The 26,779-nt window shown below is 52.8% G+C and carries 23 protein-coding genes; 12 read left to right on the top strand and 11 right to left on the bottom strand.

Annotated elements, in window-relative coordinates; genetic code table 11:
- Positions 1-4: 4 nt before the first annotated feature.
- Both AC07N2_RS03225 and AC07N2_RS03220 read right to left on the bottom strand, forming a co-directional pair.
- On the bottom strand, positions 5-283 hold the full coding sequence (locus tag AC07N2_RS03225; RefSeq protein ID WP_494776976.1) for a transcriptional regulator: 279 nt from the start codon (positions 281-283) through the stop codon (positions 5-7).
- 139 nt (positions 284-422) lie between these two features.
- The gene (locus tag AC07N2_RS03220; RefSeq protein ID WP_494776975.1) at positions 423-1,901 is read right to left on the bottom strand and encodes an aminotransferase-like domain-containing protein; all 1,479 of its coding nucleotides are present in this window, start codon (positions 1,899-1,901) and stop codon (positions 423-425) included.
- A gap of 242 nt (positions 1,902-2,143) precedes the next feature.
- Here AC07N2_RS03220 and AC07N2_RS03215 point away from each other — a divergent pair, with 242 nt between their 5' ends.
- The 5 genes from AC07N2_RS03215 (at position 2,144) to AC07N2_RS03195 (ending at position 7,562) form a co-directional block, all read left to right on the top strand.
- On the top strand, positions 2,144-4,507 hold the full coding sequence (locus AC07N2_RS03215) for an FdhF/YdeP family oxidoreductase (protein ID WP_494776974.1): 2,364 nt from the start codon (positions 2,144-2,146) through the stop codon (positions 4,505-4,507).
- A 91-nt stretch (positions 4,508-4,598) separates the two neighbouring features.
- A complete protein-coding gene (locus AC07N2_RS03210; protein ID WP_494776973.1) occupies positions 4,599-4,838 on the top strand; it encodes a DUF1289 domain-containing protein in 240 nt (79 codons plus the stop codon).
- Between the two features lie 75 nt (positions 4,839-4,913).
- Positions 4,914-5,375 (top strand): hypothetical protein, encoded by a 462-nt coding sequence (locus AC07N2_RS03205; RefSeq protein WP_494776972.1) that lies wholly within the window; start codon positions 4,914-4,916, stop codon positions 5,373-5,375.
- Between the two features lie 141 nt (positions 5,376-5,516).
- Positions 5,517-7,013 (top strand): DNA-3-methyladenine glycosylase 2 family protein, encoded by a 1,497-nt coding sequence (locus tag AC07N2_RS03200; RefSeq protein WP_494776971.1) that lies wholly within the window; start codon positions 5,517-5,519, stop codon positions 7,011-7,013.
- Positions 7,014-7,067: 54 nt separating this feature from the next.
- On the top strand, positions 7,068-7,562 hold the full coding sequence (locus AC07N2_RS03195; protein WP_494776970.1) for a methylated-DNA--[protein]-cysteine S-methyltransferase: 495 nt from the start codon (positions 7,068-7,070) through the stop codon (positions 7,560-7,562).
- A 37-nt stretch (positions 7,563-7,599) separates the two neighbouring features.
- Here the strand turns inward: AC07N2_RS03195 and AC07N2_RS03190 are convergent, their stop codons facing one another.
- The 6 genes from AC07N2_RS03190 to AC07N2_RS03165 form a co-directional block, all read right to left on the bottom strand.
- Positions 7,600-8,181 (bottom strand): peroxiredoxin, encoded by a 582-nt coding sequence (locus AC07N2_RS03190; RefSeq protein WP_494776969.1) that lies wholly within the window; start codon positions 8,179-8,181, stop codon positions 7,600-7,602.
- Positions 8,182-8,257: 76 nt separating this feature from the next.
- Entirely contained in the window at positions 8,258-8,602 is a 345-nt protein-coding gene (locus AC07N2_RS03185; RefSeq protein ID WP_494776968.1) for a DUF4870 domain-containing protein, read from the bottom strand.
- A gap of 200 nt (positions 8,603-8,802) precedes the next feature.
- Positions 8,803-11,436: a DNA topoisomerase III gene (locus AC07N2_RS03180; RefSeq protein WP_494776967.1), complete on the bottom strand. Its 2,634-nt coding sequence runs from the start codon at positions 11,434-11,436 to the stop codon at positions 8,803-8,805.
- Positions 11,437-11,692: 256 nt separating this feature from the next.
- A complete protein-coding gene (locus AC07N2_RS03175; RefSeq protein WP_076592633.1) occupies positions 11,693-12,169 on the bottom strand; it encodes a Smg family protein in 477 nt (158 codons plus the stop codon).
- A gap of 274 nt (positions 12,170-12,443) precedes the next feature.
- The gene (gene dprA / locus AC07N2_RS03170) at positions 12,444-13,562 is read right to left on the bottom strand and encodes a DNA-processing protein DprA (protein ID WP_494776966.1); all 1,119 of its coding nucleotides are present in this window, start codon (positions 13,560-13,562) and stop codon (positions 12,444-12,446) included.
- 23 nt (positions 13,563-13,585) lie between these two features.
- On the bottom strand, positions 13,586-14,686 hold the full coding sequence (locus tag AC07N2_RS03165; protein WP_494776965.1) for a LysM peptidoglycan-binding domain-containing protein: 1,101 nt from the start codon (positions 14,684-14,686) through the stop codon (positions 13,586-13,588).
- A gap of 169 nt (positions 14,687-14,855) precedes the next feature.
- Here AC07N2_RS03165 and def point away from each other — a divergent pair, with 169 nt between their 5' ends.
- The 3 genes from def to AC07N2_RS03150 all read left to right on the top strand — a co-directional run bounded on the left by def (position 14,856) and on the right by AC07N2_RS03150 (position 16,911).
- Positions 14,856-15,392: a peptide deformylase gene (gene def, locus AC07N2_RS03160; protein WP_494776964.1), complete on the top strand. Its 537-nt coding sequence runs from the start codon at positions 14,856-14,858 to the stop codon at positions 15,390-15,392.
- Between the two features lie 97 nt (positions 15,393-15,489).
- Positions 15,490-16,440 carry a methionyl-tRNA formyltransferase gene (gene fmt / locus AC07N2_RS03155; protein ID WP_494776963.1) on the top strand — a complete coding sequence of 317 codons (951 nt, stop codon included), beginning with the start codon at positions 15,490-15,492 and terminating at the stop codon, positions 16,438-16,440.
- A gap of 57 nt (positions 16,441-16,497) precedes the next feature.
- Positions 16,498-16,911, top strand: a complete 414-nt coding sequence (locus AC07N2_RS03150) for a COG3650 family protein (RefSeq protein WP_494776962.1) — start codon at positions 16,498-16,500, stop codon at positions 16,909-16,911.
- A gap of 1 nt (position 16,912) precedes the next feature.
- Here the strand turns inward: AC07N2_RS03150 and AC07N2_RS03145 are convergent, their stop codons facing one another.
- A complete protein-coding gene (locus AC07N2_RS03145; RefSeq protein ID WP_494776961.1) occupies positions 16,913-17,380 on the bottom strand; it encodes an Lrp/AsnC family transcriptional regulator in 468 nt (155 codons plus the stop codon).
- Positions 17,381-17,522: 142 nt separating this feature from the next.
- Between AC07N2_RS03145 and rocD the strand changes: the two genes are divergently transcribed.
- The 3 genes from rocD to metH all read left to right on the top strand — a co-directional run bounded on the left by rocD (position 17,523) and on the right by metH (position 23,572).
- The gene (gene rocD, locus AC07N2_RS03140) at positions 17,523-18,749 is read left to right on the top strand and encodes an ornithine--oxo-acid transaminase (RefSeq protein ID WP_494776960.1); all 1,227 of its coding nucleotides are present in this window, start codon (positions 17,523-17,525) and stop codon (positions 18,747-18,749) included.
- A complete protein-coding gene (locus AC07N2_RS03135; RefSeq protein ID WP_494776959.1) occupies positions 18,746-19,624 on the top strand; it encodes a dimethylarginine dimethylaminohydrolase family protein in 879 nt (292 codons plus the stop codon). Before rocD ends, AC07N2_RS03135 begins: the two co-directional genes overlap by 4 nt.
- A gap of 171 nt (positions 19,625-19,795) precedes the next feature.
- Complete coding sequence (gene metH / locus AC07N2_RS03130) at positions 19,796-23,572, top strand: methionine synthase (RefSeq protein ID WP_494776958.1); 3,777 nt, start codon at positions 19,796-19,798, stop codon at positions 23,570-23,572.
- A 97-nt stretch (positions 23,573-23,669) separates the two neighbouring features.
- Here metH and AC07N2_RS03125 read toward each other — a convergent pair whose 3' ends face one another.
- Positions 23,670-24,437 carry a class II glutamine amidotransferase gene (locus tag AC07N2_RS03125; RefSeq protein WP_494776957.1) on the bottom strand — a complete coding sequence of 256 codons (768 nt, stop codon included), beginning with the start codon at positions 24,435-24,437 and terminating at the stop codon, positions 23,670-23,672.
- 241 nt (positions 24,438-24,678) lie between these two features.
- Here AC07N2_RS03125 and phnN point away from each other — a divergent pair, with 241 nt between their 5' ends.
- Positions 24,679-26,055 (top strand): phosphonate metabolism protein/1,5-bisphosphokinase (PRPP-forming) PhnN, encoded by a 1,377-nt coding sequence (gene phnN, locus AC07N2_RS03120; RefSeq protein WP_494776956.1) that lies wholly within the window; start codon positions 24,679-24,681, stop codon positions 26,053-26,055.
- Between the two features lie 13 nt (positions 26,056-26,068).
- On the opposite strand, the gene trmB is transcribed toward phnN, so the two are convergent.
- Positions 26,069-26,743 carry a tRNA (guanine(46)-N(7))-methyltransferase TrmB gene (gene trmB, locus AC07N2_RS03115; protein WP_494776955.1) on the bottom strand — a complete coding sequence of 225 codons (675 nt, stop codon included), beginning with the start codon at positions 26,741-26,743 and terminating at the stop codon, positions 26,069-26,071.
- Positions 26,744-26,779: the final 36 nt, after the last annotated feature.

Here is a 26,779-nt window from a genome sequence, read left to right as displayed (position 1 = left end):
GTGCTTATTGCGTGCTGAATAGCGTTGGGAAGATTTCTATTCCAGTCGCATTCAGCGTCGCAAAAATACGCCCGTCTTCATGCGTCGTCACATCGACGATACCCGCCGCTTCAAACTCGCTGAGATTGCGGCGCAAGGTGCTCATCGGTATGCAGGAGCGCTTGCTGAGTTTGGCCAGCGACCACAATGCGTTCTCTTGTGAGGCTTCCCATAAGTGTCGCAGGATGGTGACTTTAACCGGATCCAATTCGTCTTCTTGTTGCGATGCGTCCGCGTTGACCATGTGATGGGCTTTCCTTTTTGTGCATAAATGCTGATGCTCGATTTGTTCGCTGTAAGGCGACACTTGTTGCAATCGAACATCCCGTCTCCGATGCGCTCTCTATGTAGCGTCATAGGCACGACAGCCTGGAAGCTGCGTGTTATCTCATATTATAGTTTTCGCGCGTCCGTGCATCAACTGCGCGTTCTGCCTGGCGCATGCAATCGACGACCAGCTTGCCGATGGTCTTGAGCGCTTCTTCTATGCTGGCTGACCACGGATAGCTGTAGTTCAGACGGATGAAGTTGCTGTAGCCGTTGGTGGTGGAGAACATATAACCCGGTCCGATGGTGATGCCATGCTGCAAGGCAAGTTCATACAACTTCATTGAATCAACTAATGCTGGCAATTCCACCCACAAGACATAACCACCTTTTGGTTCAGACGTTTGTGTCCCTTCCGGGAAAAAACGTTTGACTGCAGCGCGCATCATGTTCGCTTGTTGCGCGTAGATTTTTCTGATGTGGCGCAGATGATGTTCGTAACCATCGTGCTCTAGATATTCGGCTATCGCCAATTGCGGAATGGTGGGCGTCGTCAGCGTATTCAGAAATTTCAATTTTTCTACTTGATCGCGATAACGTCCCGGCATTGCCCAGCCTATGCGATAGGCCGAGGTCAGGCTTTTTGAAAACGAAGCGCAGTGCAGTACCAAGCCTTCAGTGTCGTAGGATTTGAGCGAAGTCGGATGCGCATCGCCAAAGTACAACTCGTTATAGACATCGTTTTCAATGACCGGCACATTGCGCTCGGTAATCAGCTTGACCAGTGCGCGTTTCTTTTCATCCGGCATTTGAAAGCCGAGCGGATTTTGAAAATTCGGCATCACCATGCACGCGGCAATCTGATGCATGTCGAGTATCTCTTCCAGTGCGGCCAGATCGATACCTTCGCGTGGATGCGTGGCCACTTCTATCGCACGCATACCCATACGTTCGATCGCGTGCAACATCGCATAGAAGGTAGGCGATTCGACTGCGACGATATCACCCGCTTTGCCGACTGCTTGCAAGCAGAGATTGATGGCTTCGGTCGCACCTACTGTGACGACGATTTCATTCGGATCGATGGCGGTGCCATTTTCCAGATAGCGACGTGCGATCTGGCGTATCAGATCCGGATGGCCAGGTGGTAGCGCATCGGTCACGCCCCATTTGGTTTGACGTCGTGTGATGCCGTAGGCATAGCGATTGATTTTTTCTGATGGGAACTGACTGGGATCGGGATACGGTGAACCGAGTGGAACGGCATCATCGGCATTGATGGAACGTAGCGTGGATAGCACCAGACGGCTGACGTCCACCTGCGACGATATCGCGAGCGGTTGCGAGGTGCGTAATTCCTGCGGCACTTTGCCGTTTGCTGATTGTGGTGTGACGCGTACGAAGTAACCCGATTGCGGATGACTTTCGATGACGCCTTTGCTTTCCAGTAAAAGAAATGCGTGCACAACAGTCGTGATACTGAGGCGATGATGCTGGCTGGTTTGTCGTATCGACGGCAAGCGTTCGCCGGGTCGGAACACGCCGTTCTCGATCAGCTCTTCAATATCTTTTGCCAGCTTTTCATACAACTTCACAAATGCCCCTGATGCTTGTCATGTTAATTTTTTCGCTTGTAATGACTCATATTCATTACTCAAATACCCTAGTGTTTATACGGTTCTCCAGCGCTTGTTGCTAAATACTTAAGCGGAAATAAAAGCACAGATACGTCGCTTTTCAAACTGTACTCTTTTTATTTCAAGCTATGTGTACGCTCATCAAAATGACATAGCGCTCTAAGCTTTGGTCACTCGGCACACAAGGTGCTCATGCATGAATGAACTCGCATGACGGTGCGCCGGATCAAAGGAAATTTGTCGTGGAAAAGTTGAAGTCGCAAGGCAGTATTGAAACCTATGATCACCCAGCCGGTGGTTGGGGTGCGGTGAAGTATGTCGCCATCAATATGATCAAGGAAAAAGTCTCCGGTGGAAATTACCGTACCTTGTTCAAACAAAATCAGCCGGAAGGTTTTGATTGTCCAGGTTGTGCATGGCCTGATCGTCAGCATGCGTCCACCTTTGAATTTTGTGAAAACGGTGTCAAGGCCGTCGCGGCGGAAGCAACCAGCAAACGCGTTACGCCTGCCTTCTTTGAAAAAAATACAGTCGCTGCATTGCTGGAGCAATCCGACTACGAGCTGGAACAGCATGGTCGTCTGACCGATCCTATGCGTTATGACGCAGCTACCGACAAGTATGTGCCGGTAGCGTGGAGTGACGCGTTCAAACTGATCGCATCGCATTTGCACAAACTCGACAATCCGCATCAGGCTGCGTTCTATACCTCTGGTCGTGCCGGCAATGAAGCGGCGTTTGTGTATCAATTGTTTGTACGCATGTTCGGTACCAACAACTTCCCCGATTGCTCGAACATGTGTCACGAAGCGACCAGCCGTGGTTTGCCATCTACCGTTGGTGTTGGTAAAGGTACGGTCACGCTGCATGATTTCGAGCATGCCGATACCTTGCTGATCTTTGGACAAAATCCGGCAACCAATCATCCACGCATGTTGGGTGAGTTGCGTGAATGTTCGAAGCGCGGCGCTGTCATTGTTTCCATCAATCCTTTGCGCGAGCGTGGGCTGGAACGTTTTGCCGATCCGCAAAGCGTGGTGGAAATGTTGACGCTATCGAGTACCAAGATTGCCTCGACTTTTATTCAGCCTAAGCTGGGCGGCGACTTCGCCTTGATTAAAGGTGTCGCGAAACGCACGCTGGAGCTGGATGATGAAGCGCTGGAGCAAGGTACGGAACGCGTACTGGATACAGCTTTCATTGCGGAACATTGCGCAGGCTTCGAGGATTTTGCAGCGGATTTGCGTATGCAGGATTGGCAGGAGCTAGTTGATGAGTCCGGTGTCTCGCGTGACGATATCGAAAAGCTGAGCCGCATCTATGTGAACGGCAAGCGCGTGATTGCAACCTGGGGCATGGGTATTACGCAGCACAAAAATTCTGTGCAAACCGTACACATGTTGTCCAATCTGATGATGATGCGCGGGAATATCGGTCGCGAAGGTGCAGGCCTGTGCCCGGTGCGCGGACATTCAAATGTGCAAGGCAATCGCACCGTCGGTATTGAAGAAAAACCTTCGCAGGAATTTCTTAATCGTCTGGGCAAGGTCTTTAACTTCGAGCCACCACGTGAACACGGTTACGACGTCGTGGAAACTATCCATGAAATGCTGGAAGGCCACGTCAAAGTATTCATCGGCCTGGGCGGCAACTTTGTGATGGCAACGCCGGATACGCCACGTACGTTTGAAGCACTGCGCTCATGCAATCTGACTGTGCATATCACGACCAAGCTCAATCGCAGCCACCTGGTGCATGGCAAGGATGCCTTGATCTTGCCTACACTGGGTCGTACCGAGATCGACAAGCAAAATGGTGTGGCGCAAGGCGTGACGGTGGAAGACTCGATGAGCATGGTGCACATCTCTTACGGCATGAATACGCCTGCATCGAAAAACCTGATGTCGGAAACAGCGATTGCAGCCAATATCGCGCATGCGACGCTTGGTTCAGACAAGGTCGACTGGTTGGCTTACGCTGCAGATTATTCGTTGGTGCGTGACGCGATGGAAAGCATCTTCGATGGTTTTGAAAATTACAACGAACGCATCGCCAAGCCGGGTGGCTTCCATCTGCGTGTCGCTTCCCGCGAACGTGAGTGGCTGACCGATACCGGTAAAGCGAATTTCATCGTCCACAATATCGAACAGGACACGCCTATACGTCGCGCCAAACAGCAGCATGGCGACAAGCTGATGACTTTGATGACGACGCGTTCACATGATCAGTACAACACCACGATTTACGCGATGGATGATCGTTATCGTGGCGTGTTTGGTCAACGTCGCGTGGTTTTCATCAACCCGGAAGATTTGTTGATGCTGGGCTTCAAGGCTGGTGAATGGGTGGATATGAGTACGGTGTGGGACGACGGCATAGAGCGTCATGCCAATCGCTTCCTGCTGGTGGAATACGATATTCCACGTGGTTGTATCGGTGCTTATTATCCAGAGACGAATCCGCTGGTTCCTCTCAATAGCGTGGGCGATGTGTGTAACACGCCGACTTCGAAATCGATACCGGTCTTGCTGCAACGTTCCCAAGCGGTAGCACTCGCCGCCTGAGGCCTTTTCCTTCGATAAGCGGCCGTCTGTCCATTCTGGCAGGCGGCCGCTTATACTGTCGGGCATCTACTATCATCCCGGCTCAACCATCATGCGCAGAAAACCCGCGCGCCCTGAAGATCTCGACGATCTGATTTCCTTTCTCGATCTAGCTGCGACGCCTTTGCCCTCACCATGCATAGGTATCTGTCGTGTCGATACTCGTACGACGTTTTGCACAGGTTGCCTGCGCACGATAGAAGAGATCACAGAGTGGGGTGCTGTGGACGATCAGCGTAGGCGACAAATCTGGGGCGAAATTATCCGTCGGCACGATGCCGTGCGTCATTAATGGAGATGACATTTTCGACTGCGACGGTTAGATGTGCGATCATTCGGCCACGTTCACGAATCGAGCAGTAACAATATGACAATGAATTTTTACAAGCCGGAAAAAACCGTCACCGGGCCTTCATACAGCCGCTGGTTCAAGCTATTGGCTACCGTGTTTTCAATCAGCCTGCTGGTGTACGCCGCCGATATCATGCGACGTTATCCTTTGCTGGAATACGGTCTCAGCGTCAAAGTTTTACTGCTTTGCGCGGCACTGATGCTGGTTGTCAGTTATTACTGGTTCTTGCGCTCGACGATTACCATCGATGACAAAGGCATTACGCAAACCTGGCTCTACAATCGCCAAGTTGAATGGCGTGATGTCCGCAGCGCGAAGATGATAGGCATTCCTTTCCTCAGCTGGTTATTTCCGCCACGTTTGGTGGTGCGTACCGGTAATTCTTTCAGCACCTTCAATGGCGGCACGAAAGAAATCCTGATCGAATTCGCCCACATCTCTTTGGCATTCCAGATACATAAACAAGTCGGTAAGTAATATGCATGTCGGGATGCATCCACAGCAATGCATCCTTCTACGACCAGCAGAGCGTCATCTGCGTGAAAGTACCCCTCCGAGGATCTTGTCCGAAAACGGCTAGACGCTGCATAAGTCCACGCGTATAAATACGGCATGGACATGCGCAAATTCAACGACCACACCCCTGATGCAAGCTTGGTTGCAGAGAGTTGCTATCGCGCATTGGCGGCGAAGGATGCGCGTTTCGACGGCGTGTTTTTCGTTGGCGTGAAAACCACCGGCATCTATTGCCGCCCTGTCTGTTCCGTCAGAACCCCACGTGCATCGTCATGCACCTACTTCAGTACGGCTGCAGCTGCAGAAGCAGCAGGCTTTCGTCCATGTCTGCGTTGCCGTCCTGAACTCGCTCCGTATGCACTACAACAAAATCTTGCTTATGCAGTGTGGCAAAGGATTGCTGCGGGCGCTTTGAATGATGGCGATACAGAAAGATTGGCAGAAGAAGTTGGATTGTCATCGCGTCAATTGCGCCGTGTTTTACTGGAGCACTTCGGCGTCACGCCTGTCGAGTTGGCACAAACACAGCGTTTGCTGTTCGCCAAAAAGTTACTGCAGGAAACCTGCTTGCCCATGAGCGATGTGGCTTACTCCGCCGGTTTTGGCAGCATACGACGCTTTAACGCCCTGTTCCTGGCGCGCTATGGCATGGCACCGACCAGCATCCGCCGCGCAGCAGGCACGCCTTCCAACGATGGGCAGGAAGCCATCACATTGCGCCTTGCCTATCGTCCGCCATACGCGTGGGCAGCGATGCTGCGTTACCTCTCAGGACGTGCCATACCGGGCGTAGAAGCCGTGATAGAGCATGCGCCCGGTACCATGTCGTATGTGCGTAGCGTGAAGCTGGATGACGCTAGCGGCTGGCTACGTATTACGAATCTGCCAGCCAAGAATCAGCTCGAACTGTCTTTGCCTGCGAATCTTGCACATGTGTTGATGCCCTTGCTGGCGCGTGTACGCAGTCAATTCGACCTCGATGCGAACCCGGAAATCATAGCGGCGCACCTATCGCTGGATCCTTTGTTGGCTAAGCAGATAAGCAAGGTGCCGGGTTTGCGTGTGCCTGGTGCCTTTGATGTCTTTGAATTGGCAATCCGTGCGGTGTTGGGGCAGCAAGTTAGTGTGGCCGGAGCGACTACCGTGTCCGGTCGATTGGTGCGGCGCTTTGGCACACTTGCGGATACGCCTTTCATAGGGCTCAGTCATCACTTCCCTACGGCGGAGCAACTTGCTGATGCCCAGGTGGCGGATATTGCAGCGATTGGAATGCCGACGGCGCGTGCTGGCGCCATTCTTAATCTGGCGCAATTTGCAGCACAAGGCAGTTTGAAAATGAAGCCGGGCGTATCTCTGGAAGAAACCGTCGCACATTTGAAAACGGTGCGTGGCATCGGCGAATGGACGGCGCAATACATTGCCATGCGCGCACTGCGTTTTCCGGATGGTTTTCCTGCTGGCGATTTGGGTTTGCAAAAAGCGGCAGTGGAAGTGGAAGGCGGAGAGCGTTTGACGGAAAAGCAGCTCCTTGAACGCGCGAAAAACTGGTCGCCATGGCGGGCGTATGCAGCGCTGTTGTTGTGGAACTCAATTAGTTGAAGAGTTGATTTATTAAATGAACAGGTCGATGTTGATGTCAACGAAGGAGTAATCATGATTTCCTATATCGAACATCCAAGCCCGGTTGGTATCTTGCTGATCGCTGCGACGGATAATGGAATTTGCGGTATCTATTTTGAAGAGCATAAGCATTTCAAAGGTAAAGATGGCTGGCAAGCAGCGTTGGCGCAATCGACTGCATCACAGCACTTGCAGCGTACGGCACAACAATTGGACGAATATTTTTCCGGCAAGCGGACTGAGTTCGATGTGTCGCTGGATTTGGCTGGAACAGATTTTCAGCGTTCGGTTTGGCAAGAGCTGAGCGCCATTCCATTTGGTAAAAGCGTCAGCTATGCGCAGCACGCGCAACGACTTGGTAATCCCAAGGCATTGCGCGCTGTCGGTTCAGCCATCGGGAAAAATCCGATATCGATTATCGTGCCCTGCCACCGCGTGATCGGCTCATCGGGTGCGGTGACTGGCTACGCGGGCGGATTGGAGCGCAAGCGCTTTCTGCTCGCGCTGGAAGATATCGCGGTTAACTAAGGTGTATAGCCGCGAGAGTGAACGCGGCTATTCTTGACTATTTATGGTTGCGTGCTTGCAGCCATTCAATCACGTGTTCCGCATCGCCATCCGACGGGAACACTGGATAAAACACTTCCTCGATTCGACCGGCACGTATGATCAGCGTGAGGCGCTTGATCAACTCCAGGCCCGCGAACGTGAAAGTCGGTAACTGCAACGCTTTCGCCAGTATGAGTTGTTCATCGCTCAGCAAGGGGAAAGGTAGATGCAATCTTTCCACCGCTTCGCTTTGATACTCGGTGTCTTGCGTGCTGAGGCCATAGACATTCGCCCCCAAAGCTTGCAGTTCCGCATAATGATCGCGATAGCCACAGGATTGCGGCGAGCAACCACGTGCGCCAGGAATCGCATTCCACGCATCCATACCACCGGGTAATTCATGACCGGGCCGACCGGTACGCGGATAGCAATACACCACAACCCAGGGCGCTTGCTCTTTCGACAGATCGACGGTCACGCCAGATGTTGCCTGCAAAGCGATGGATGGCAGTGTTGATCCACACAAGTGATTGCAGGCGCCATCGTTGTGCGGAACGGGCAGATCGACAGGAAAAGAAAGGAAATTTTCTGTGGCCATATTTGGAATGGAATTAAATGTGTTTGTGAATTGTGCAGTGGGAAAAGAGTATCTCGCTTTTCCCACCTCGCAAATTTTACTGCACCAAACGAACCGCAAATGGATATCGATAGTCTTGTCCCTTGGAAGCTGCAACAGCCCCCAGAATACAGAAAATCAGATTAACGATCAGCAAGATAGGGACGAAGATCACGCCGATCAGGATGAATGCCAGTAGCCACGCAATGATGAAACCGATGGTGATCGTGATTTGGAAATTCAATGCTTCTTTGGCTTGTGATGCGATGAATGTGGAATCGTCTTTCTTGAGCAGCCAGATGATGAGTGCACCGAGAAAGCCGGTAAAAATGCCCAGTAGATGGGAGAGCATGGCGATGTTGCAATCGTCTTTGCTTGGGACGGTGGATTCAAGTTGATCCATGAGAGTTCCCCTCGGTTGGTGATACAAGGTTTGCGTCGAAAATTGATGCAACTCGTTCCATCACGTAGGCGCATTGTTGAATGATCGAACCTGATGGATGCTTCTGCTGCCGTGCAATGTGTATTCGCTTACTTGTTCTAACCTGGATACAACTCAAGTGTACTGCGCATGCGTGCGATGCGCAGTACGATCTTTCTTTTTTACGCGGCTGCTTTCTTGGCGGCCGGTTTTTTCTTGGCGACAGCTTTCTTGGCAACTGGTTTGGCGGCTGTTTTTTTGGCGGCTTTTACCGGTGCGTCATTGCTGGCTTCTGTCTCACCATCTGCAACAGCCGCTGCTTTACCTTTGGCTGGTGCTTTCTCTTTGCGTGGTTCAAATTCGAAGCTGGTCTTGCCGTCTTTGCCACGTACGAGGAAAGCCTTGAACGCGCGACGTGTGCGTTGCGAGACAAAGCCAGGCAACAAATCAGTTTTACCTTCGTTGAGCAGTTTGCTCATTTGTTCAGGCAAAATTTCTTGTTGCAAGATGATGCGACCGCTACGGAAATCGCAAGTCTTCGGTTTGGCGACTGAGTTTTCGCAAACGTAGGACAAAGGCAATTCGTACACATTGCCAGCACATTTCGGGCAAGGACCAAGAGCGGTCTGGCCTGTGAAATCCATCGCTTCGGCGTTTTCATCGTCGTCGTTTTGACCGAAATCGAATTCCAGTTTGAAATTCTTGATCTCTTCATCGCGCGAGATTTTCAACACGGCAGCGAACGGACGGCCCATCTTCGAACGGAAGCCTTGCAGCGGTCCGATGGTTTTATTGGTCAGCAGTTCTTCGACTTCAGCGATTTCAAACTGACGGCTGCCTGGCGTTTTGCTCATCGAAAATTCGCATTTGGTGCAGGCGAAGCGACGATAGTTTTCTTTCACCACGCTGCCGCAATTTGGGCATGGTGTTTTCAGTGTCGCGTAATCGCCGGGGATCGTATCGTTGTCGTATTCCTTGGCGCGCTTGACGATGATTTGCGTCATCTGTGCAATTTCGCGCATGAATTCTTCACGACTGATCTTGCCGCGTTCCATCTCCGACAGCTTGTATTCCCATTCGCCGGTCAGTTCAGGTGCGGTCAATTCATTGACGCCTAAACCACGCAGCAAAGTCATCAACTGGAATGCTTTTGCGGTCGGGATCATTTCCCGGCCTTCGCGCAGCAGGTATTTCTCGTTCAGCAAACCTTCGATGATGGCGGCGCGGGTCGCTGGTGTACCCAAGCCTTTGCCAGCCATTGCATCACGCAAGCCGTCGTTGTCGATCAGCTTGCCGGCGCCTTCCATCGCCGACAACAGCGTCGCTTCAGAATAGCGTGCGGGCGGTTTGGTGACGAGACCGTTGGCGACTACCGATTCGGTTTTGACCTTCTCGCCTTTGGCGACAGGAACCAGCGTGCCGCTGTTTTCCGGATCTTTTTCGTCTATGACTTCCTTGCCGTAAACCGCGAGCCAGCCCGGATTGGTCATGACCTTGCCTTCAGTTTTGAACTGATGGCCGGAGACTTCGGTAAAGCGTGTCGTGACCTGGAATTCTGCCGCAGGGAAGAAGATCGACATAAAGCGACGTGTCACAAGGTCGTACAGCTTTTGCTCAGGCTCGGACAGATTCTTCGGCGCTTGTGTGGTCGGGATGATCGCAAAGTGATCACTGATCTTCGTGTTATCGAAAATCCGCTTGTTCGGCTTGACCCACTTGTTGTCGGTGATCTGCTTGGCGAACTGGTGGTAATTATTGTTCTCGGCGATAACTTCCAGCGTCTCCAGCACGGTCGGCAGATAATCTTCCGGCAAGTGGCGTGAGTCGGTACGCGGATAGGTCAAGACCTTGTGCTTTTCATACAGCGCTTGTGCCAGACCCAACGTGTTCTTGGCAGAGAAGCCGAAGCGCGCATTGGCTTCGCGTTGCAAGCTGGTCAGATCGAACAGCGCCGGTGCCATTGAAGTAGTCGGTTTCGACTCTTCGGTGACATTGCCTTGCTTGCCGCGGCAGGCAGCGACGATGGATTCGGCCGCAGCCTTGCTCCACAGACGCTCGGCGCGACGTTCCGGATCAACTTCATCCTTTTTGAAGGATGTGTCCAGCCAGCGACCTTGATAAATACCGGCAGCGCAGACGAACTCTCCGCGCACTTCCCAGTAATCACGCGGGACGAATTTTTTAATCTTCTCTTCGCGCTCAACCACGATGGACAGCGTCGGTGTCTGTACTCGACCAACGGTGGTCAGGTAGAAACCACCTTCCTTCGAGTTGAAGGCGGTCATCGCACGGGTACCGTTGATGCCGATCAGCCAGTCTGCTTCACTACGGCAACGCGCGGCGTCAGCCAGTGGCAACATTTCTTCATCGCTGCGCAGATTCTTGAATGCTTCACGAATCGCGCCTGGCGTCATCGATTGCAGCCACAGACGTTTGACCGGTTGTTTGGCTTTTGCGTGTTGCGCGATCAGGCGGAAAATCAGTTCACCCTCACGCCCGGCATCGCATGCGTTGATCAGGCCGGTGACATCTTTGCGCTTGATCAGCTTGTTCAGTATTTTCAGGCGCGATTCGGTCTTGGCGATCGGATTGAGCGCGAAATACGGTGGAATCATCGGCAAATGCGCGAATGACCATTTGCCGCGTTTGACGTCGTATTCTTCCGGGACGGCGATTTCAAGCAGATGGCCGACGGCGGATGAAAGGACGTATTCGTCGGATTCAAAGTACTCATCGTGCTTGGTAAAGCCGCCGAGCGTCTTCGCGATATCGTTCGCGACGGATGGCTTCTCGGCAATGATGAGGGTCTTTGTCATAGTAAATAGGGTCTCGAAATGGACGCGTCAATATACGCGCTATATGCTGCACAACATGCGGCTTGCAGCTTATCAAACGGGCGGTTTCTCATGAAAACGCTGCCTAATATAATAATTGCATAGCCGTCAAGCGGCCAATGATAAGCGCGTTGCTGGGAAATCCGCAAGCGGGAGGCAAAAGAGATGCGAAAAAGAAAGCTGGTGTGTTGTTGAAGAAGCATGTCCGGGATGGCCGGACATGCTGGAACGGCATACTTCAGTGCAGCATCCGTGGTGGGGCGTCGTCATCGTCGAGAAATAACTCGTCGAATATCAGACCGTCCGGTTCCTTGCCCTGGCTCCACAAGACCATCAATACGATGACCTTCAGCTTTTCGAGCGAAATCGGCGATTCGCCGGCTGCCAGTGCGCGTTCGATGACGATTTCGCGCTGGACCGGGTTGATCAGCTTGGCCGATTCGAGGAATTGAATGAAGCCGACCGCAGGCGTACCGAGTACATCCATCTCTTGTGTCGCGTAGATGCGGATGCCGAACGAGAACGCCGTCTGATGCGGATAAGAGTCGGAGAGCTCATTCGTGGTCTCGGCAAGCGCAGTTAGCCAGCCGAGAGCCTTCTCGATCTCTTCTTCTTCAAAGCCGATAGCGGATAGTTTTTTTACCAGCGCCTCAGAGTCCGGGCAGGCATCGGGCCGGTAATAGGTTTCGTACAGATAGACTAGAACGTCAAACATGGCTTCACCGTAGCGCTTGGGTTAAGACGTCACCATTGCTGGTGCCGCCTGGATCGGATGCGTATGAATCACGCTCTTTACACAACACACACTACAAAGAGGTGTTACGACAGCGGCAGATCAAAAAACAGCGCTTACTGAGAAGAAGGATACCACTAAAAATGCTACTGCCAATAGGGGCGGAAATTTTGTGTGCAAGGATGCGATGTCAAATTGAAATGATCGTTGTGTTTGTGTGCTGAAGCATTAGCTAAACACTCATTAACGATAATCTTCAGGCAATGCGTCGATATAAGCCGCCCGGCAACATTTCTGCCAGACCATCTAATTCCAGAGAAAGCAGATGTGCATTGATGGCGGCGATGTCGAGCTGGCAACGCATGGCTAAGGTGTCGGCATCAACGGGATCGTGCCCCATCGTTTGCAATACCTGTGCGTAGGGCGCATTGATTTCAATTTGCTCTACAGGTGCATTTGTTGTCATCGCAATTGGCGCGTATTTCAGTTCTTCCAAAATATCCTGTGCTGATTCCACCAGCTTTGCGCCCTGCTTGATCAACTGGTGGCAGCCTTTCGATAAAGGCGAATGTATCGAGCCGGGAATTGCAAACATGTCGCGCCCTTGCTCGGCGGCCATGCGTGCCGTGATCAACGAGCCGGATTGCAAGGCAGCTTCAACTACTAGTACGCCGCGTGCCAAACCGCTGATGATGCGATTGCGACGTGGGAAGTTGGATGCGATGGCCGGCACGCCAAGTGCGTATTCGCTGAGGATGCAACCTGCTGCTGCAATTTGATGTGCGAGTGTGCGATTGCGTGCGGGATAAACAATGTCGGCACCCGTGCCGATGACGGCGATGGTGGAGCCTGCGCTTTGCATTTTTTGTATGGCTTGTAATCCGCCATGATGCGCTGCTGTGTCTATGCCTAAGGCCATGCCGGAGACTATGCTTAATCCGGCCAGACTGAGTGCTTCGGAAAATTTCTCTGCGTTGCTGATGCCTTGTGCTGTTGCATTGCGACTGCCGACGACGGCTAGAGAGGGGCGCGACAATAATTCGACGCGTCCTTTTGCATAAAGCAGGATAGGCGGATCGGAGATTTCAAGCAGGGCCGCTGGATAATCTGCATCGGCTAACGTGAAGACATGATTGTCTGTCTGCGTTGCCCATTCCTGCGTACGTGCTATCAGTGTTTTGCTTGGTTCGGAAAGTGGTGCCAGCAGCGCATGCGCGATGCGATCCGAGACTACGGCTTGTAATGCGGAGAGATTGGCGTTGAAGATATTTTCCGGCAGGCCGAACGCACTGAGCAGTTTGCGTGCGGTCTCCGGGCCGACACCGGGCGTTTGCTCCAGCCGGAGCCAGTGTGCAATATCGTCCGATGCAGGCATCGTTGTGACCTGTGATGGAAATGTTATTCCGGCGATTTGGCGATATCGCCAACTTGCACCGTATCCCTTACCTGCATCACCAGACCATAAGAGATATTGTTGAAGACGCGGAAGACGAACAGCTCGCCGTATTGTTCATCCGGCAGTTTGATCAAGCCGCGGCCGTTGCCTGTGGTGCGATCCGGCACCATCAAGCCGAGACGACGCAGTTCCAGCACAGTGCCGATATCGACGCCGTCTTTGGCACCGCGATTGATCGCTACGATCTGGTTCTGTCCGGCTTGCGACACGCCGCCGTATACGGACACGATGCGCGCTTCAAGTGGCTGTTCAGGTGCATGTGGCACGTAGTTGATGAATGGTGTCGGTTCTTCCGGAATCAGGCGATCGCCGACGCCCATTTCTTCCTTGGCGGTGATTACCGTCAAGGTGTGCGGTTCGTTCTCGGCTTTGCTCAGGCGTTGCAGTTTCAAGGTGCCGAGGTACATGGCTTCGTAGCCGATGATTTGCTTGGTGACCGGATCTTTCAAAGGCTTGCCCGGACGGAAAGCCTGGAATGAGGTGCGGCCCTGCAAATCACCGCGTACATATGCCTTGTCGCCGCTGGCAAGAAAGACGTGGCCTTCCTGTGTGGCAACGATGCGTGGCGTATTTTTCAGCTCGTCGACTTCAACGATCAAAGGTTTGGTCAGGAATTGTTCTATCGATTTAAACGAAACGGCAGAAATCGCATCCGAGGCGGCATCGGTGGAGCGCACTTGTGGCGACAGGCGCACGGTAGGCACGCCGCTATTGTCGCTGCCGACTTCTTTGCCTAGGCGCAAACGCCCTGCAACGCGGTCGAAATATACGGTTTGCCCTGGATAAATCCAGTGTGGATTGCGAATTTGTTCGCGATTCATGTCCCAAACTTGTGGCCAGCACCAAGGACGCTCCAGAAACTTGCCTGAAATACCCCACAAGGTATCGCCACGCACGACCACATGTTGATCGGGTGCATTGGCCAGAAAAGCACAGCGGGCATTGCCTGAGACGGCATTTGACGGTGTTTGGGAGAAGGCTGTTGCGGGTAAAACGGCAGAGACAAGTGCGAGGAAGAGTGCAGCTGTGCTAAAATTTTTCATGGTCTGTCCGGTAATTGGCCAATTTTGACGCTGTGCTGCAGCATGTTAATAACGAACCAACGAATTCGTGAAAAAACTTGCCAAATTGAATCAAATTCTGCACATAAATCCTTGAAGTAGCAAGAAGAACCACGCTCCTAACCCGCCGCCTTGTTGCGCAAAAGCACGTATGTCCATATTAAATATCTTGCGTTACCCCGATCCACGGCTGCATAAAGTTGCCAAGCCGGTCACCGTGTTCGATGAACGCATCAAGACGCTGGTCGCCGACATGGCAGAAACCATGTACGAAGCGCCGGGCGTAGGCTTGGCCGCGTCACAAGTCGATGTACACGAACAAATCATCGTGATCGACACTTCGGAAACGCACACCGAATTGCGTGCCTACATCAATCCGGAAATCATCTGGGCCAGCCCGGAAATGCAGGTCTACGACGAAGGCTGTCTGTCGGTTCCCGGTGTGTACGACGGTGTAGAACGACATGCTCAAGTGAAAGTCCGAGCTTTCGATGCAGACGGCAAACAATTCGAACTGGAAGCAGATGGCTTGCTGGCTGTGTGCATCCAGCATGAAATGGATCACCTCAAAGGCAAGGTTTTTGTTGAATATCTGTCGCCGCTCAAGCGCAATCGCATCAAGGCAAAAATGTTGAAAGAAGAGCGTGAGATCAATCGCGCCAACAAACAGCGTTCGGCGCAATCCTGACTGTTGTTGCCGGACTCAGCGTGAGTCCGGTATTGTTGTTTCCAATCAATAGCACGCATGGGTTCGCATCCTGTGCTGCTCGTACTACAATCCCCTCATGAAAATTATTTTTGCCGGCACACCGGAATTCGCGGCGGTCGCCTTGGCGTCGCTGCACGCAGCAGGTTTTGAAATTCCGCTCGTCTTGACGCAGCCGGATCGACCTGCCGGTCGCGGCATGCAATTGCACGCGTCTGCCGTCAAACAGTTTGCTTTGGCGCATGACATTCCTGTCGCGCAGCCAGTATCGCTGCGCCTCGACGGCAAATATCCCGATGTTGCCGCAGACGCACATGCCTTGTTGAAGGCAACGCCACATGATGTGATGGTGGTCGCTGCCTATGGTTTGATCCTGCCGCAATCGGTGCTGGATATTCCGCCACGTGGTTGCATCAATATTCATGCATCCTTGTTGCCGCGCTGGCGCGGTGCCGCGCCTATCCATCGCGCGATAGAAGCTGGCGATGCGGAAACTGGCGTCACCATCATGCAAATGGAATTGGGTTTGGATACCGGCCCTATGCTGGCTATGCAAAGTTTGCCAATTACGACAGATGATACGACCGCGAGTCTGCACGACAAGTTGGCCAAGCTGGGCGGCGAGATGATCGTTGATACTTTACGGAAGCTGGAGCAAGGCGATCTGCATGCCGAGCCACAGCCTGATGGTGCCAACTATGCAGCGAAGATTTTGAAGGATGAAGCGACGCTGGATTTCACGCAGTCCGCTGTCGTGTTGGCGCGCAAGATACGCGCTTTCAATCCTTTCCCCGGTGCTGCTGCGACTTGCGATGGCACGCTGATCAAGTTTTGGCATGCGGAAGCGGTGCCTGCTTCCAATCAATTGCCGCCGGGTCAGGTGATCGCGGCGAATCCGCACGACGGTGTACTGGTTGCTTGTGGCGATGGCGCATTGCGCGTGACTGAATTGCAAAAGCCGGGCGGCAAACGTTTGTCGGCGGTGGAATTTTTGAAGGGCTTTGAGTTGGAAGATAAGCGTTTCCAGTAAGACGTTTTTGCAAAGTTTCTGGCAGATGTTGCGGTCTTGTTCGACGGGAGATGTGCGATGAAAAGAAGCATCATTTTGCTGACACTGTTTTTAGCTGCCTGCCAGAGTGCAGATGCGATCAAGCAGAAAACGGTAGCACCGCAGCCAGAACGAAATATGCAAATGGCCAACGTGGTGATCTGGTGGGCGCACGGTAATGAGCCATTCTGGAAATTCACTGCAGACTTCAGCAAGCTGCGCTTCGAAAGTCTGGGTGAGGAAGCCGAATACTTTGTCTATACCCCATTCGGCAACGATGGCGCGGCGCGTACCTTCACAGCGAAGAACGAGCGCACCTCTATCCAGATCCGCATGTTGCAGCAAACCTGTACCGACAATATGTCGGGCGCACAGTATCCATGGACGGCTGAAGTCACGATAGGCAGCCGCAAGCTGCAAGGCTGCGGCGAACGTGGTCGTTTGATGGAGTAGGTTAATCCGGTAGCGGCAAAGGGCTGGCGGGTTTGATTTCTTCCAGGCAGACCATAGACCGTACACCAGCGACGCCGGGTACCTGCATCAAGCGATCAGTCAAAAAAGACGACAGCGATTTCAGATCGACGGCGACGACTTTCAGCAGGTAGTCGAAGTCGCCGGAGATGGTGTAGCACTCTAGAATTTCCGGGAATTGTCGTATTGCTTTTTCCAACTCGCGCACTTGCTTGAACTGTTCGCGCGCAATATTCAAATTCACGAAAGCGGTGACGCCGAGACCGAGCGCAGCCGCATCGACTTGCGCGCTATAGCCGCGTATCACACCTTCCTGTTCCAGTCTTTGCACGCGTCGATAGCATTGTGGCGGCGATAAATTGACGCGCTCTGATAGCTCCACATTGGAGGCGCGCCCGTGGCTTTGCAGGGTTTCCAGCAGGATGCGGTCGTAGCGGTCGAATTTCTCCATAAATATCTCTTTATGTGCACGATTCGTTCACTTTATACCTAAATGACGTTCAATAACGCAGAAATATTTCTCGGCATTAGTCTTACCATGTAAGGGTGAATTGCATCGTTCCGCAGGGGTTTTCTTTTGAGGGAGCGTCATCGTGAGCAGTCATCGCATCGCATTGGAAGATCGCTATTGCGCGCATAACTATCAGCCTTTACTGGTCGTATTGACTAAAGGCAAAGGTATCTGGTTGTGGGATGAAGACGGCAAGCGTTATATGGACATGATGTCCGCGTATTCCGCCGTTAGCTTCGGACACAGTCATCCCGACTTGGTTGCCGCACTCACGCATCAGGCTGGCCAGCTGGCCGTCACTTCACGCGCGTTTTACACCGATCAGTTAGGCGCATTTTTGCAATTGCTGTGCGAGATGACCGGCATGCCAAAAGCCTTGCCGATGAATAGCGGCACCGAAGCGGTGGAAACTGCTTTGAAAGCGGCGCGTAAATGGGGCTACAAGGTCAAAGGCATACCCGATCAACAAGCCGAGATCATCGTTTGCCACGGTAATTTTTCCGGACGTACAACGACCATTGTCGGTTTCTCTTCCGAGGCGCAGTACCGCGATGGTTTTGGCCCGTTTGATGGCGGCTTTGTGACGATACCTTTTGGCGATGCGGCGGCACTGGAAGCCGCGATTACGCCGCGCACTACGGCTTTTCTGGTCGAGCCAATACAAGGTGAAGGCGGCATCATCGTGCCGCCGGATGGCTATCTGGCGCAATGTCGCGAGATATGTACGCGTCACAATGTGTTGCTGATCTGCGATGAAGTACAAACCGGTTTGGGACGCACCGGACGCTTGCTGGCTTGTGATCATGAAGGCGTCAAACCGGATGGTCTGATTCTGGGTAAAGCGTTGGGTGGCGGCTTGTTGCCGGTCTCGGCATTTTTGGCGCGACGCGATGTGATGGATGTATTTACGCCTGGCGATCACGGCAGCACTTTCGGCGGCAATCCTTTGGCTGCGGCAGTTGGTCATGCAGCGCTGTCCTTGCTGCGTGATGGCGAGTTAATTGCAACGGCGCAGCGACTGGGGCAACGTTTGCGTGATGGTTTGCATGCGCTACAGCATCCGGCAATACGCAGTGTGCGCGGCAAGGGTTTGCTGATAGGACTGGAACTGGATCCCAGAATTATTTCGGCGCGCAGCTTCTGTGAGCTTTTGATGGAAAACGGCGTGCTGTCGAAAGAGACGCATCACACCGTCGTGCGTTTTGCGCCGCCCTTGATTATCAGCGCAGAAGAAATCGATGCAGCATTGCGCATCATCGAACATGTATTCGCCACTTTACCCACGCCACATACGGAGGATTGCACATGAAACATCTCGATACCTTTCTGATGTGCGCGCCTGAGCATTTTGAGGTTTCCTACATCATCAATCCGTGGATGGAAGGGAATGTCGCGCATGGCGATCGCCTGACTGCGCAAGGACAATGGCAGGAGCTTGTTCATGCCTTGCAAGCAGTAGCGCGCGTCGAGTGCATGCCATCGGCGGAGGGCGTGCCGGACATGGTATTTACTGCGAATGGCGGCCTGGTACTTGGTGACAATGTGATTTTGTCGAGCTTCCGTCATGTTGAACGCAAACCTGAGGAAGCATATTTTGCCGCATGGTTCGCTGCGCGTGGATTGAACGTGTTGCACATGCCGCATGCATTGCCGTTTGAAGGTGCCGGTGACGCTTTGTTGGATAGAGGCAGCGATCTGCTGTGGTTCGGTAACGGTCATCGTTCGGATGTGGCATGCGCGCCTTTGATCGCCGAGATGCTGAATATTGAAGTGCAATCTTTGAAACTGGCTGATCCGCGCTTTTATCATCTGGACACTTGCTTCTGTCCTTTGCAAGGCGGGTATTTGCTGTATTACCCGGATGCCTTCGATGCCGCTGCACAAGCGCGTATTGCGGCACGCGTGCCAGCGCAAAAACGCTTTGCCGTATCGCAGGGCGATGCACTTCATTTCGCCTGTAATGCAGTCAATAGCGGTACGCATGTGTTCCTGAGCCAGGCGTCGTTGAGCTTGTGCGCGCAACTGGAGCGTTGGGGTTTTAACGTCCATCAGATTGCTTTGACGGAATTCATGAAGGCGGGTGGTGCAGCCAAATGCCTGACCCTGAAAATGAATGAATCACGAATGCCCAAGTCGAAACATGCGACAGACGGCAACTTGGTCGAATCGGCACCAGCGATGTAGTGACTGACAGCCGGGTTTGTGTCTGTTGTGAAAAGGATAAGAAGCGGCTAAGGACATGGGGTTTAACGTATAATTTCACCTAGTTTTCATACTTGTTAACCCGGCGCGGCCTGTGTCCGGGTTTTTGCTTTTATGTGGCTGCACCGATAACGAATAGATAAAGAATTGACGATGAAACGCGACGCTCTCTGCCCTACTGAAGTTCTCCTGCGCGACCTGATGGCGCGCCGCATCCTGATTCTGGATGGCGCGATGGGAACCATGATTCAGCAATACAAGCTGACGGAAGAGGATTATCGCGGCACGCGTTTCGCAGATCTGGCTGCTGCTGGCGTACATGTACCGCCCGGCAGGGAACTGTTTGTCAAAGGCAACAACGAATTGTTGTCGCTGACGCAGCCGCATATCATCAGCGAAATTCATGAAAAGTATCTGGCCGCTGGTGCTGACCTGATTGAGAGCAACACCTTCGGTGCGACCACTGTCGCGCAAGACGATTACCACATGGCTCATCTGGCTTACGAGATGAACGTGGCCTCGGCGCGTCTGGCGCGTGCAGCATGCGACAAGTATTCGACACCGGACAAGCCACGCTTTGTTGCCGGCGCTTTGGGACCCACACCGAAGACTGCGTCGATCTCACCGGACGTCAACGATCCGGCGGCGCGTAACGTCACCTTCGATCAACTGGTTGCTGCGTATCTGGATCAGACGCGCGCGCTGGTGGAAGGCGGTGCCGATGTGCTGCTGGTTGAAACCATTTTCGATACGTTGAACTGCAAAGCGGCATTGTTCGCGATCGACCAATTCTTCGAAGAATCCGGCAAGCGTTTCCCGATCATGATTTCCGGCACCGTCACGGATGCGTCCGGTCGTATTTTGTCGGGACAAACTGTGCCTGCCTTCTGGCATTCGATCCGTCATGCGCGGCCATTGACTGTGGGTTTGAACTGCGCACTCGGTGCTGCGCTGATGCGTCCGTATGCGGAAGAGTTGTCGAAGATCGCTGATACCTACGTTTGTATCTATCCGAATGCGGGTTTACCTAATCCGATGAGTGATACCGGCTTTGATGAAACGCCGGACGTTACTTCTTCGCTGTTGAAGGATTTTGCGGAAAGCGGTTTCGTCAACGTCGCGGGTGGTTGCTGCGGTACCACGCCGGATCACATCAAGGCCATTGCTGACATCGTGAAGAATATCGCGCCGCGCGTGATCCCGACGATAGCGCCGACCATGAAATTGTCTGGCCTGGAGCCTTTCATCATTGATGATCAATCGCTGTTCGTCAACGTCGGTGAGCGTACCAACGTCACCGGCTCCAAGGCGTTCGCACGTCTGATCATTAACGAGCAATACGATGAAGCATTGGCGGTTGCACGTCAGCAAGTCGAGAACGGCGCGCAAATTATCGATATCAATATGGATGAGGCGATGCTGGATTCGCAGGCAGCGATGTCGCGCTTCCTGAATCTGGTGGCATCCGAGCCGGATATTGCACGCGTGCCTATCATGATCGATTCTTCAAAATGGTCGGTGATCGAAGCGGGTTTGAAATGCGTGCAGGGCAAGGCCATCGTCAACTCGATTTCGATGAAGGAAGGCGAAGAAAAATTCCTGCACGAAGCCAAGTTGTGCCGTCGTTACGGTGCGGCCGTGATCGTCATGGCCTTCGATGAAAAAGGTCAAGCGGATACCTTCGAACGCAAGATCGAAATCTGCGAACGCGCGTACAACTTGCTAGTGAAAGAAGTTGCTTTCCCGCCAGAAGACATCATCTTCGATCCGAACATTTTCGCGATTGCGACTGGTATCGAAGAGCACAACAACTACGCAGTTGATTTCATCAACTCGGTACGCTGGATCAAGGAAAACCTGCCGCACGCAAAAATCAGCGGCGGTGTGTCCAACGTCAGCTTCAGCTTCCGCGGCAACGATCCTGCGCGCGAAGCGATCCACACGGTATTCCTGTATCACGCGATCAAGGCTGGTATGACGATGGGTATCGTCAATGCCGGTATGGTCGGCGTCTACGATAACCTGCCGGCGGAATTGCGCGAACGCGTGGAAGACGTGGTGCTCAACCGTCGCGAAGATGCGACCGAGCGCATGATCGAAATCGCGTCGACACTGAAAGCCGGCGACAAGAAAGAAGAAGCGACGCTCGAATGGCGTAGCGGCACGGTACAGCAGCGCCTCGCGCATGCACTGGTGCAAGGCATCACGCAATGGATAGTCGAAGACACCGAAGAAGCGCGGCAGGAATTGCTCGCGAATGGCGGTCGTCCTATCCATGTGATCGAAGGCCCGTTGATGGACGGTATGAACATCGTCGGCGACCTGTTCGGTCAGGGCAAGATGTTTCTGCCGCAGGTGGTGAAATCCGCGCGTGTGATGAAACAGGCGGTAGCCCACCTGATTCCATACATCGAAGAAGAAAAGCGTTTGCTGCAAGAGCAGACCGGCATCGTCAGCAAACCGAAGGGCAAGATTGTTATCGCCACCGTGAAAGGCGACGTCCACGATATCGGCAAGAACATCGTGTCGGTGGTGCTGCAATGTAATAACTTCGAAGTCGTGAACATGGGCGTGATGGTGCCGTGTTCCGAAATCCTGGCCAAAGCGAAAGAAGAGAATGCCGACATTATCGGTCTCTCGGGTTTGATCACGCCTTCACTGGAAGAAATGGCTTACGTTGCGAAAGAAATGCAGCGTGACGAATACTTCCGCGGTTTGAAAATGCCTTTGCTGATCGGTGGCGCAACGACCAGCCGTGCACACACGGCAGTCAAGATCGCACACAACTATGATGGTCCTGTCGTGTATGTGCCGGATGCCTCGCGTTCGGTTTCGGTCGCGCAATCGCTGCTGACGCCAGAACAGCGTGATGCCTACATCGCTGAAGTTGCAGCTGATTACGAACGCATACGTGAACAGCATGCGAATAAAAAAGCTGTGCCTATGCTGACGCTGGAACAAGCGCGCGCCAACAAGATGAAGCTGGACTTCACCGGTAAGTACGCGCCGGTCAAACCGAAGTTCATCGGCCGTCGTGTGTTCAAGAATGTTGATCTGGCGACGATAGCGCAATACATAGACTGGGGCCCATTCTTCCAGACTTGGGATTTGGCTGGCCCGTATCCTGCGATCCTGACAGATGAAGTAGTCGGCGATGCGGCGACCAAGGTTTTTGCTGAAGGTCAGGCTTTGTTGAAAAAAGTCATCGAAGGTCGTTGGTTGCAAGCGAATGGCGTGATTGCCTTGTTGCCGGCGAATACGGTGAATGACGACGACATCGAAGTCTATACGGATGAAACGCGCACCAAGGTGGCTTTCACTTACTACGGCTTGCGCCAACAAACAGTGAAGCCGGTGATCGATGGTGTGGCACGTCCTAATCAATGTCTGGCCGATTTCATTGCGCCTAAATCGTCCGGTGTGGCTGATTACATCGGTCTGTTTGCTGTTACCGCGGGTCTTGGTATTGAAAAGTACGAGAAGCGTTTTGAAGATGCGCATGACGATTATTCATCGATCATGTTGAAGTCATTGGCAGATCGTCTGGCAGAAGCCTTTGCCGAGCATTTGCACGAACGTGTACGTAAAGATTTGTGGGGCTATGCGGCTGACGAGAAGTTGTCGAACGAAGCGCTGATCAAGGAAGAGTACAGCGGCATCCGCCCTGCTCCTGGTTATCCGGCTTGTCCGGAACATACGGTCAAGAAAGAAATGTTCCAGACCTTGCAGGCGGAAGAGATCGGCATGATGCTGACCGATTCCTACGCGATGTTCCCTGGTGCTGCGGTGTCGGGCTTTTACTTTGCACACCCGGAAGCCAAGTATTTCGTGGTCGGTAAAGTCGGTGACGATCAAGTCAACGATATGGTGGCGCGTCGTGGTGCCAGCAAGGAAGATGTTGAGCGCTGGTTGGCGCCGAATTTATCCTAAGACGATCATTGTCTTAAACGGCAGGTATTAATAAAAAAGCTGCAGGAAATTTCCTGCAGCTTTTTTTTGTCGTCTTGATCTGAAAAATATGTGGCGTTTAAGGCAGCGGTAATCCGTCGATAAACACTTTCAATTCACCACTCTGGAATTGTGTCCATGTTTCATTCGTGGTCAGAGGTTCAGTCACGATGATGGCGACACGATCATTCGGTGTCGTCACTTCAGAAAAATTCACCTTCACATCTTCATCACACAATGTCGCTTCTGCAAACGGATGCTGACGCACGATGTAATGCAGATTGGTCGAGCAATGTGCAAACAAGGCAGAACCATCCGACAGCATCATATTGAAGGTGCCGTGTTGCGCAATTTCCTTGGTTAACTCGGCGATGGCTGCGGTCAATTCCGGCAGCATAGGCAAGGCATCGTCAAAGCGCCGGCGTAACTCCTGCAGGATGTAGCAGAATGCGGCTTCGCTATCGGTCGTGCCTACCGGTTGATACGGACCGTTCAATTCAGGATTGAAATCCTTGAGATCGCCATTGTGTGCAAAGACGAAGTAACGTCCCCATAATTCGCGCACAAAGGGATGACAGTTTTCCAGAGCAACATGGCCTTGGGTCGCCTTGCGGATATGGGCGATGACGTTTTTCGATTTGATCGGAAAGCGTCGAATCAGGTCCGCAACCGGCGATGCGATGGCAGCTTGATAGTCGACAAAGTGGCGCACACCGGCGCCTTCAAAAAATGCGATGCCCCATCCGTCATTGTGGACATCGGTACCGCCACCGCGAGTCGCGAAGCCGGTGAAGCTGAATACAATGTCAGTCGGGACATTGCAATTCATTCCAAGAAGCTGGCACATGTGTTTCCGTTGGTTGAAGCTGAATGATAGCTACAGTATCTCACGACTGTGAGTGGGCTTGTCTGTCGAGGAAAATAATATGACGAGCGTGTTACCGCTTAGCCTTTGAAAATGACGGTTGTCGTATTTTCTTCACGCGGGGAAAAAATGCCGACCTTATTGCTTGTGCAGTCTGTAATGTCAAAATCTGGTCATAATTGTCCACTAGCATGAACGCAATCCATCCACCATCAGGTGAGCTATGCGCACTCGGGATTTGCTGATGCACAGCAGTACCGGCCTCGTGCAAGGCGCGCGTTGTGATATTGACTCGCCGCCTGATGCTGTGCGCGTATCATCTGTAGCTATGGCACGCTACGCACTCTACTTCACTCCTCCCGCCGATTCTGTCTGGGCGCAAGCTGGCAGTCATTGGCTGGGGCGCGAGATGCAGGTGGCAGAGTCGCCTGCGCAAATCAACATTCCCGGTATTCCCAAATTATTGCTGGCCAGCTTGACCGCAGATGCGCGTCGCTACGGCTTTCATGCAACGCTGAAAGCACCCTTTCGCTTATTCGAAGGTTTTACTGAAGCGCATTTACTCGAAATGGCTGCCGCGTTTTGCTCGACGCAAAAAGCGATCGTGCTGGATGAGCCGCGTGTGCGGCCACTGGCAGATTTTTTGGCATTGCAGGTTAATGGGCCGCTGGATGAAATCGGCGGGCTGGCGATGCGATGCGTTACCTATTTCGATTTATTGCGTGCGCCTTTGACGGAGCTGGAATTGGCGCAACGTCGAAGTGGAGGATTAACAGCAAGACAGAGTGCGCTTTTGCAACGCTGGGGTTATCCATACACGGAGGAATTCTTTCGCTTCCATATGACCTTGAGTGATGCGCTCTTGCACGTTGATGCCGATGTGATTTACGCAATACGTAAAGCAGCGGAACAACATTTTTCTGCAGCGCTGGAGCATGCGCCATTGACGATAGATGCATTGACGATCGCGCGTGAAGATTATCCGGGTGCACCTTTCGTTGAGTGGAAGCGGATTCCCTTTTCTGCCCAAAGTGAGCGGGCGACGTTGCCAACTAGCGGACGCATATTTTTTTGTGTAGGTCCTTCCGGTGTGGGCAAAGATGCCTTGCTGCAGTGGGTTCGGGATCATTGCTCCGGTAGCGATAAGGTGATGTTTGCGCAAAGAACAATCACGCGTGCAGCGCAATCAAACGAGGCACACGAAGCGGTGGATGTCTCGACTTTCTGGCGGCTGGCAGCAGGTGGTCAATTTTCTATGGTGTGGCAAGCCAACGATCTTTGTTATGGCATACGACGTGGTATAGAGGCGGATCTGAAAGCGGGACATGATGTTGTCATCAATGGTTCTCGCGCCTACGTGCCGCAATTGCGTCAGGCATTTCCTGATGCGATTGTTGTATGGGTGGAGGCGAATGAAAATTTGTTGCGTGAACGATTGGAAGCGCGGCAGCGTGAGAAGGGGCCAGCTTTGCTGAAACGCCTCAAGCGCGGCAAGGAATTTACAGCGCCGGACGAGCCGCAAGTGATACGACTGGATAATAGCGGCCCGCTGGAAGTGGCGGGACAGCGCTTGCTCGAAATACTACGAGAGAAGAATTAATGTCGGATGCGTTTCACGCATGCACAAGCTGTGTCCGGCAGCGCCATAGTGTGTGACCGGATGCCAGATATTTCTGTTCGAATGGCGTGATGCAGTGATCCGGAACGTAGGATGCACTGCTGACAGTTTGTTGCGTCAATTGTGTCAGTGCGGCAGAAAACTCTTCTATATAAATTTGCCAGTTGCTGCGGCATTCCAACTCGCCACCCAAGGCGACGATAGTCGGAAATATCGGATGACCATGCCAGCGTCGCGCCAGATGCCCAATCTTCGGCCATGGATTCGGATAGAGAATGTAGTGTCGCGCCGGACGTATCCCGCTTTGTAATAGCAGACGCCAGTAATCCACCAGATCGGCACGTACACGCAGGCAATTCGACGGGATGGCATCGGGCCATTGCGTGTTACGCGTAATGCGATCTGCCGATTGATCAACACCAATCACGAAATGATCGGGGAATTGTGCAGCCAGATTAAATGTAGATAAACCGACACCACAACCGGCATCCAGGATCAGTGGCGGCGCGCCAGCGGCTTGCCATGTCGCAATGCTGTGTTCAAATGCGCTGCGATTGTAGGCAGTGACCGGTTTCTGGAAAGTGTGTGTTGCATGTCGTGCAACCTGTGCTTGTAGCTGCAGGTGTGCTTCGGTTTGTCGACTGACGATGAAATGAGAGTTCGCGTACATCGCGATAGAGCGCTAAAGAAGAAGCGGGAATTATGC

The sequence above is a fragment of the Herminiimonas sp. GW821-FHT09C12 genome, assembly GCF_059416385.1.
The sequence above is the reverse complement of the archived record's forward strand: the minus strand, read 5'-3'. Positions and strand labels throughout refer to the sequence as shown.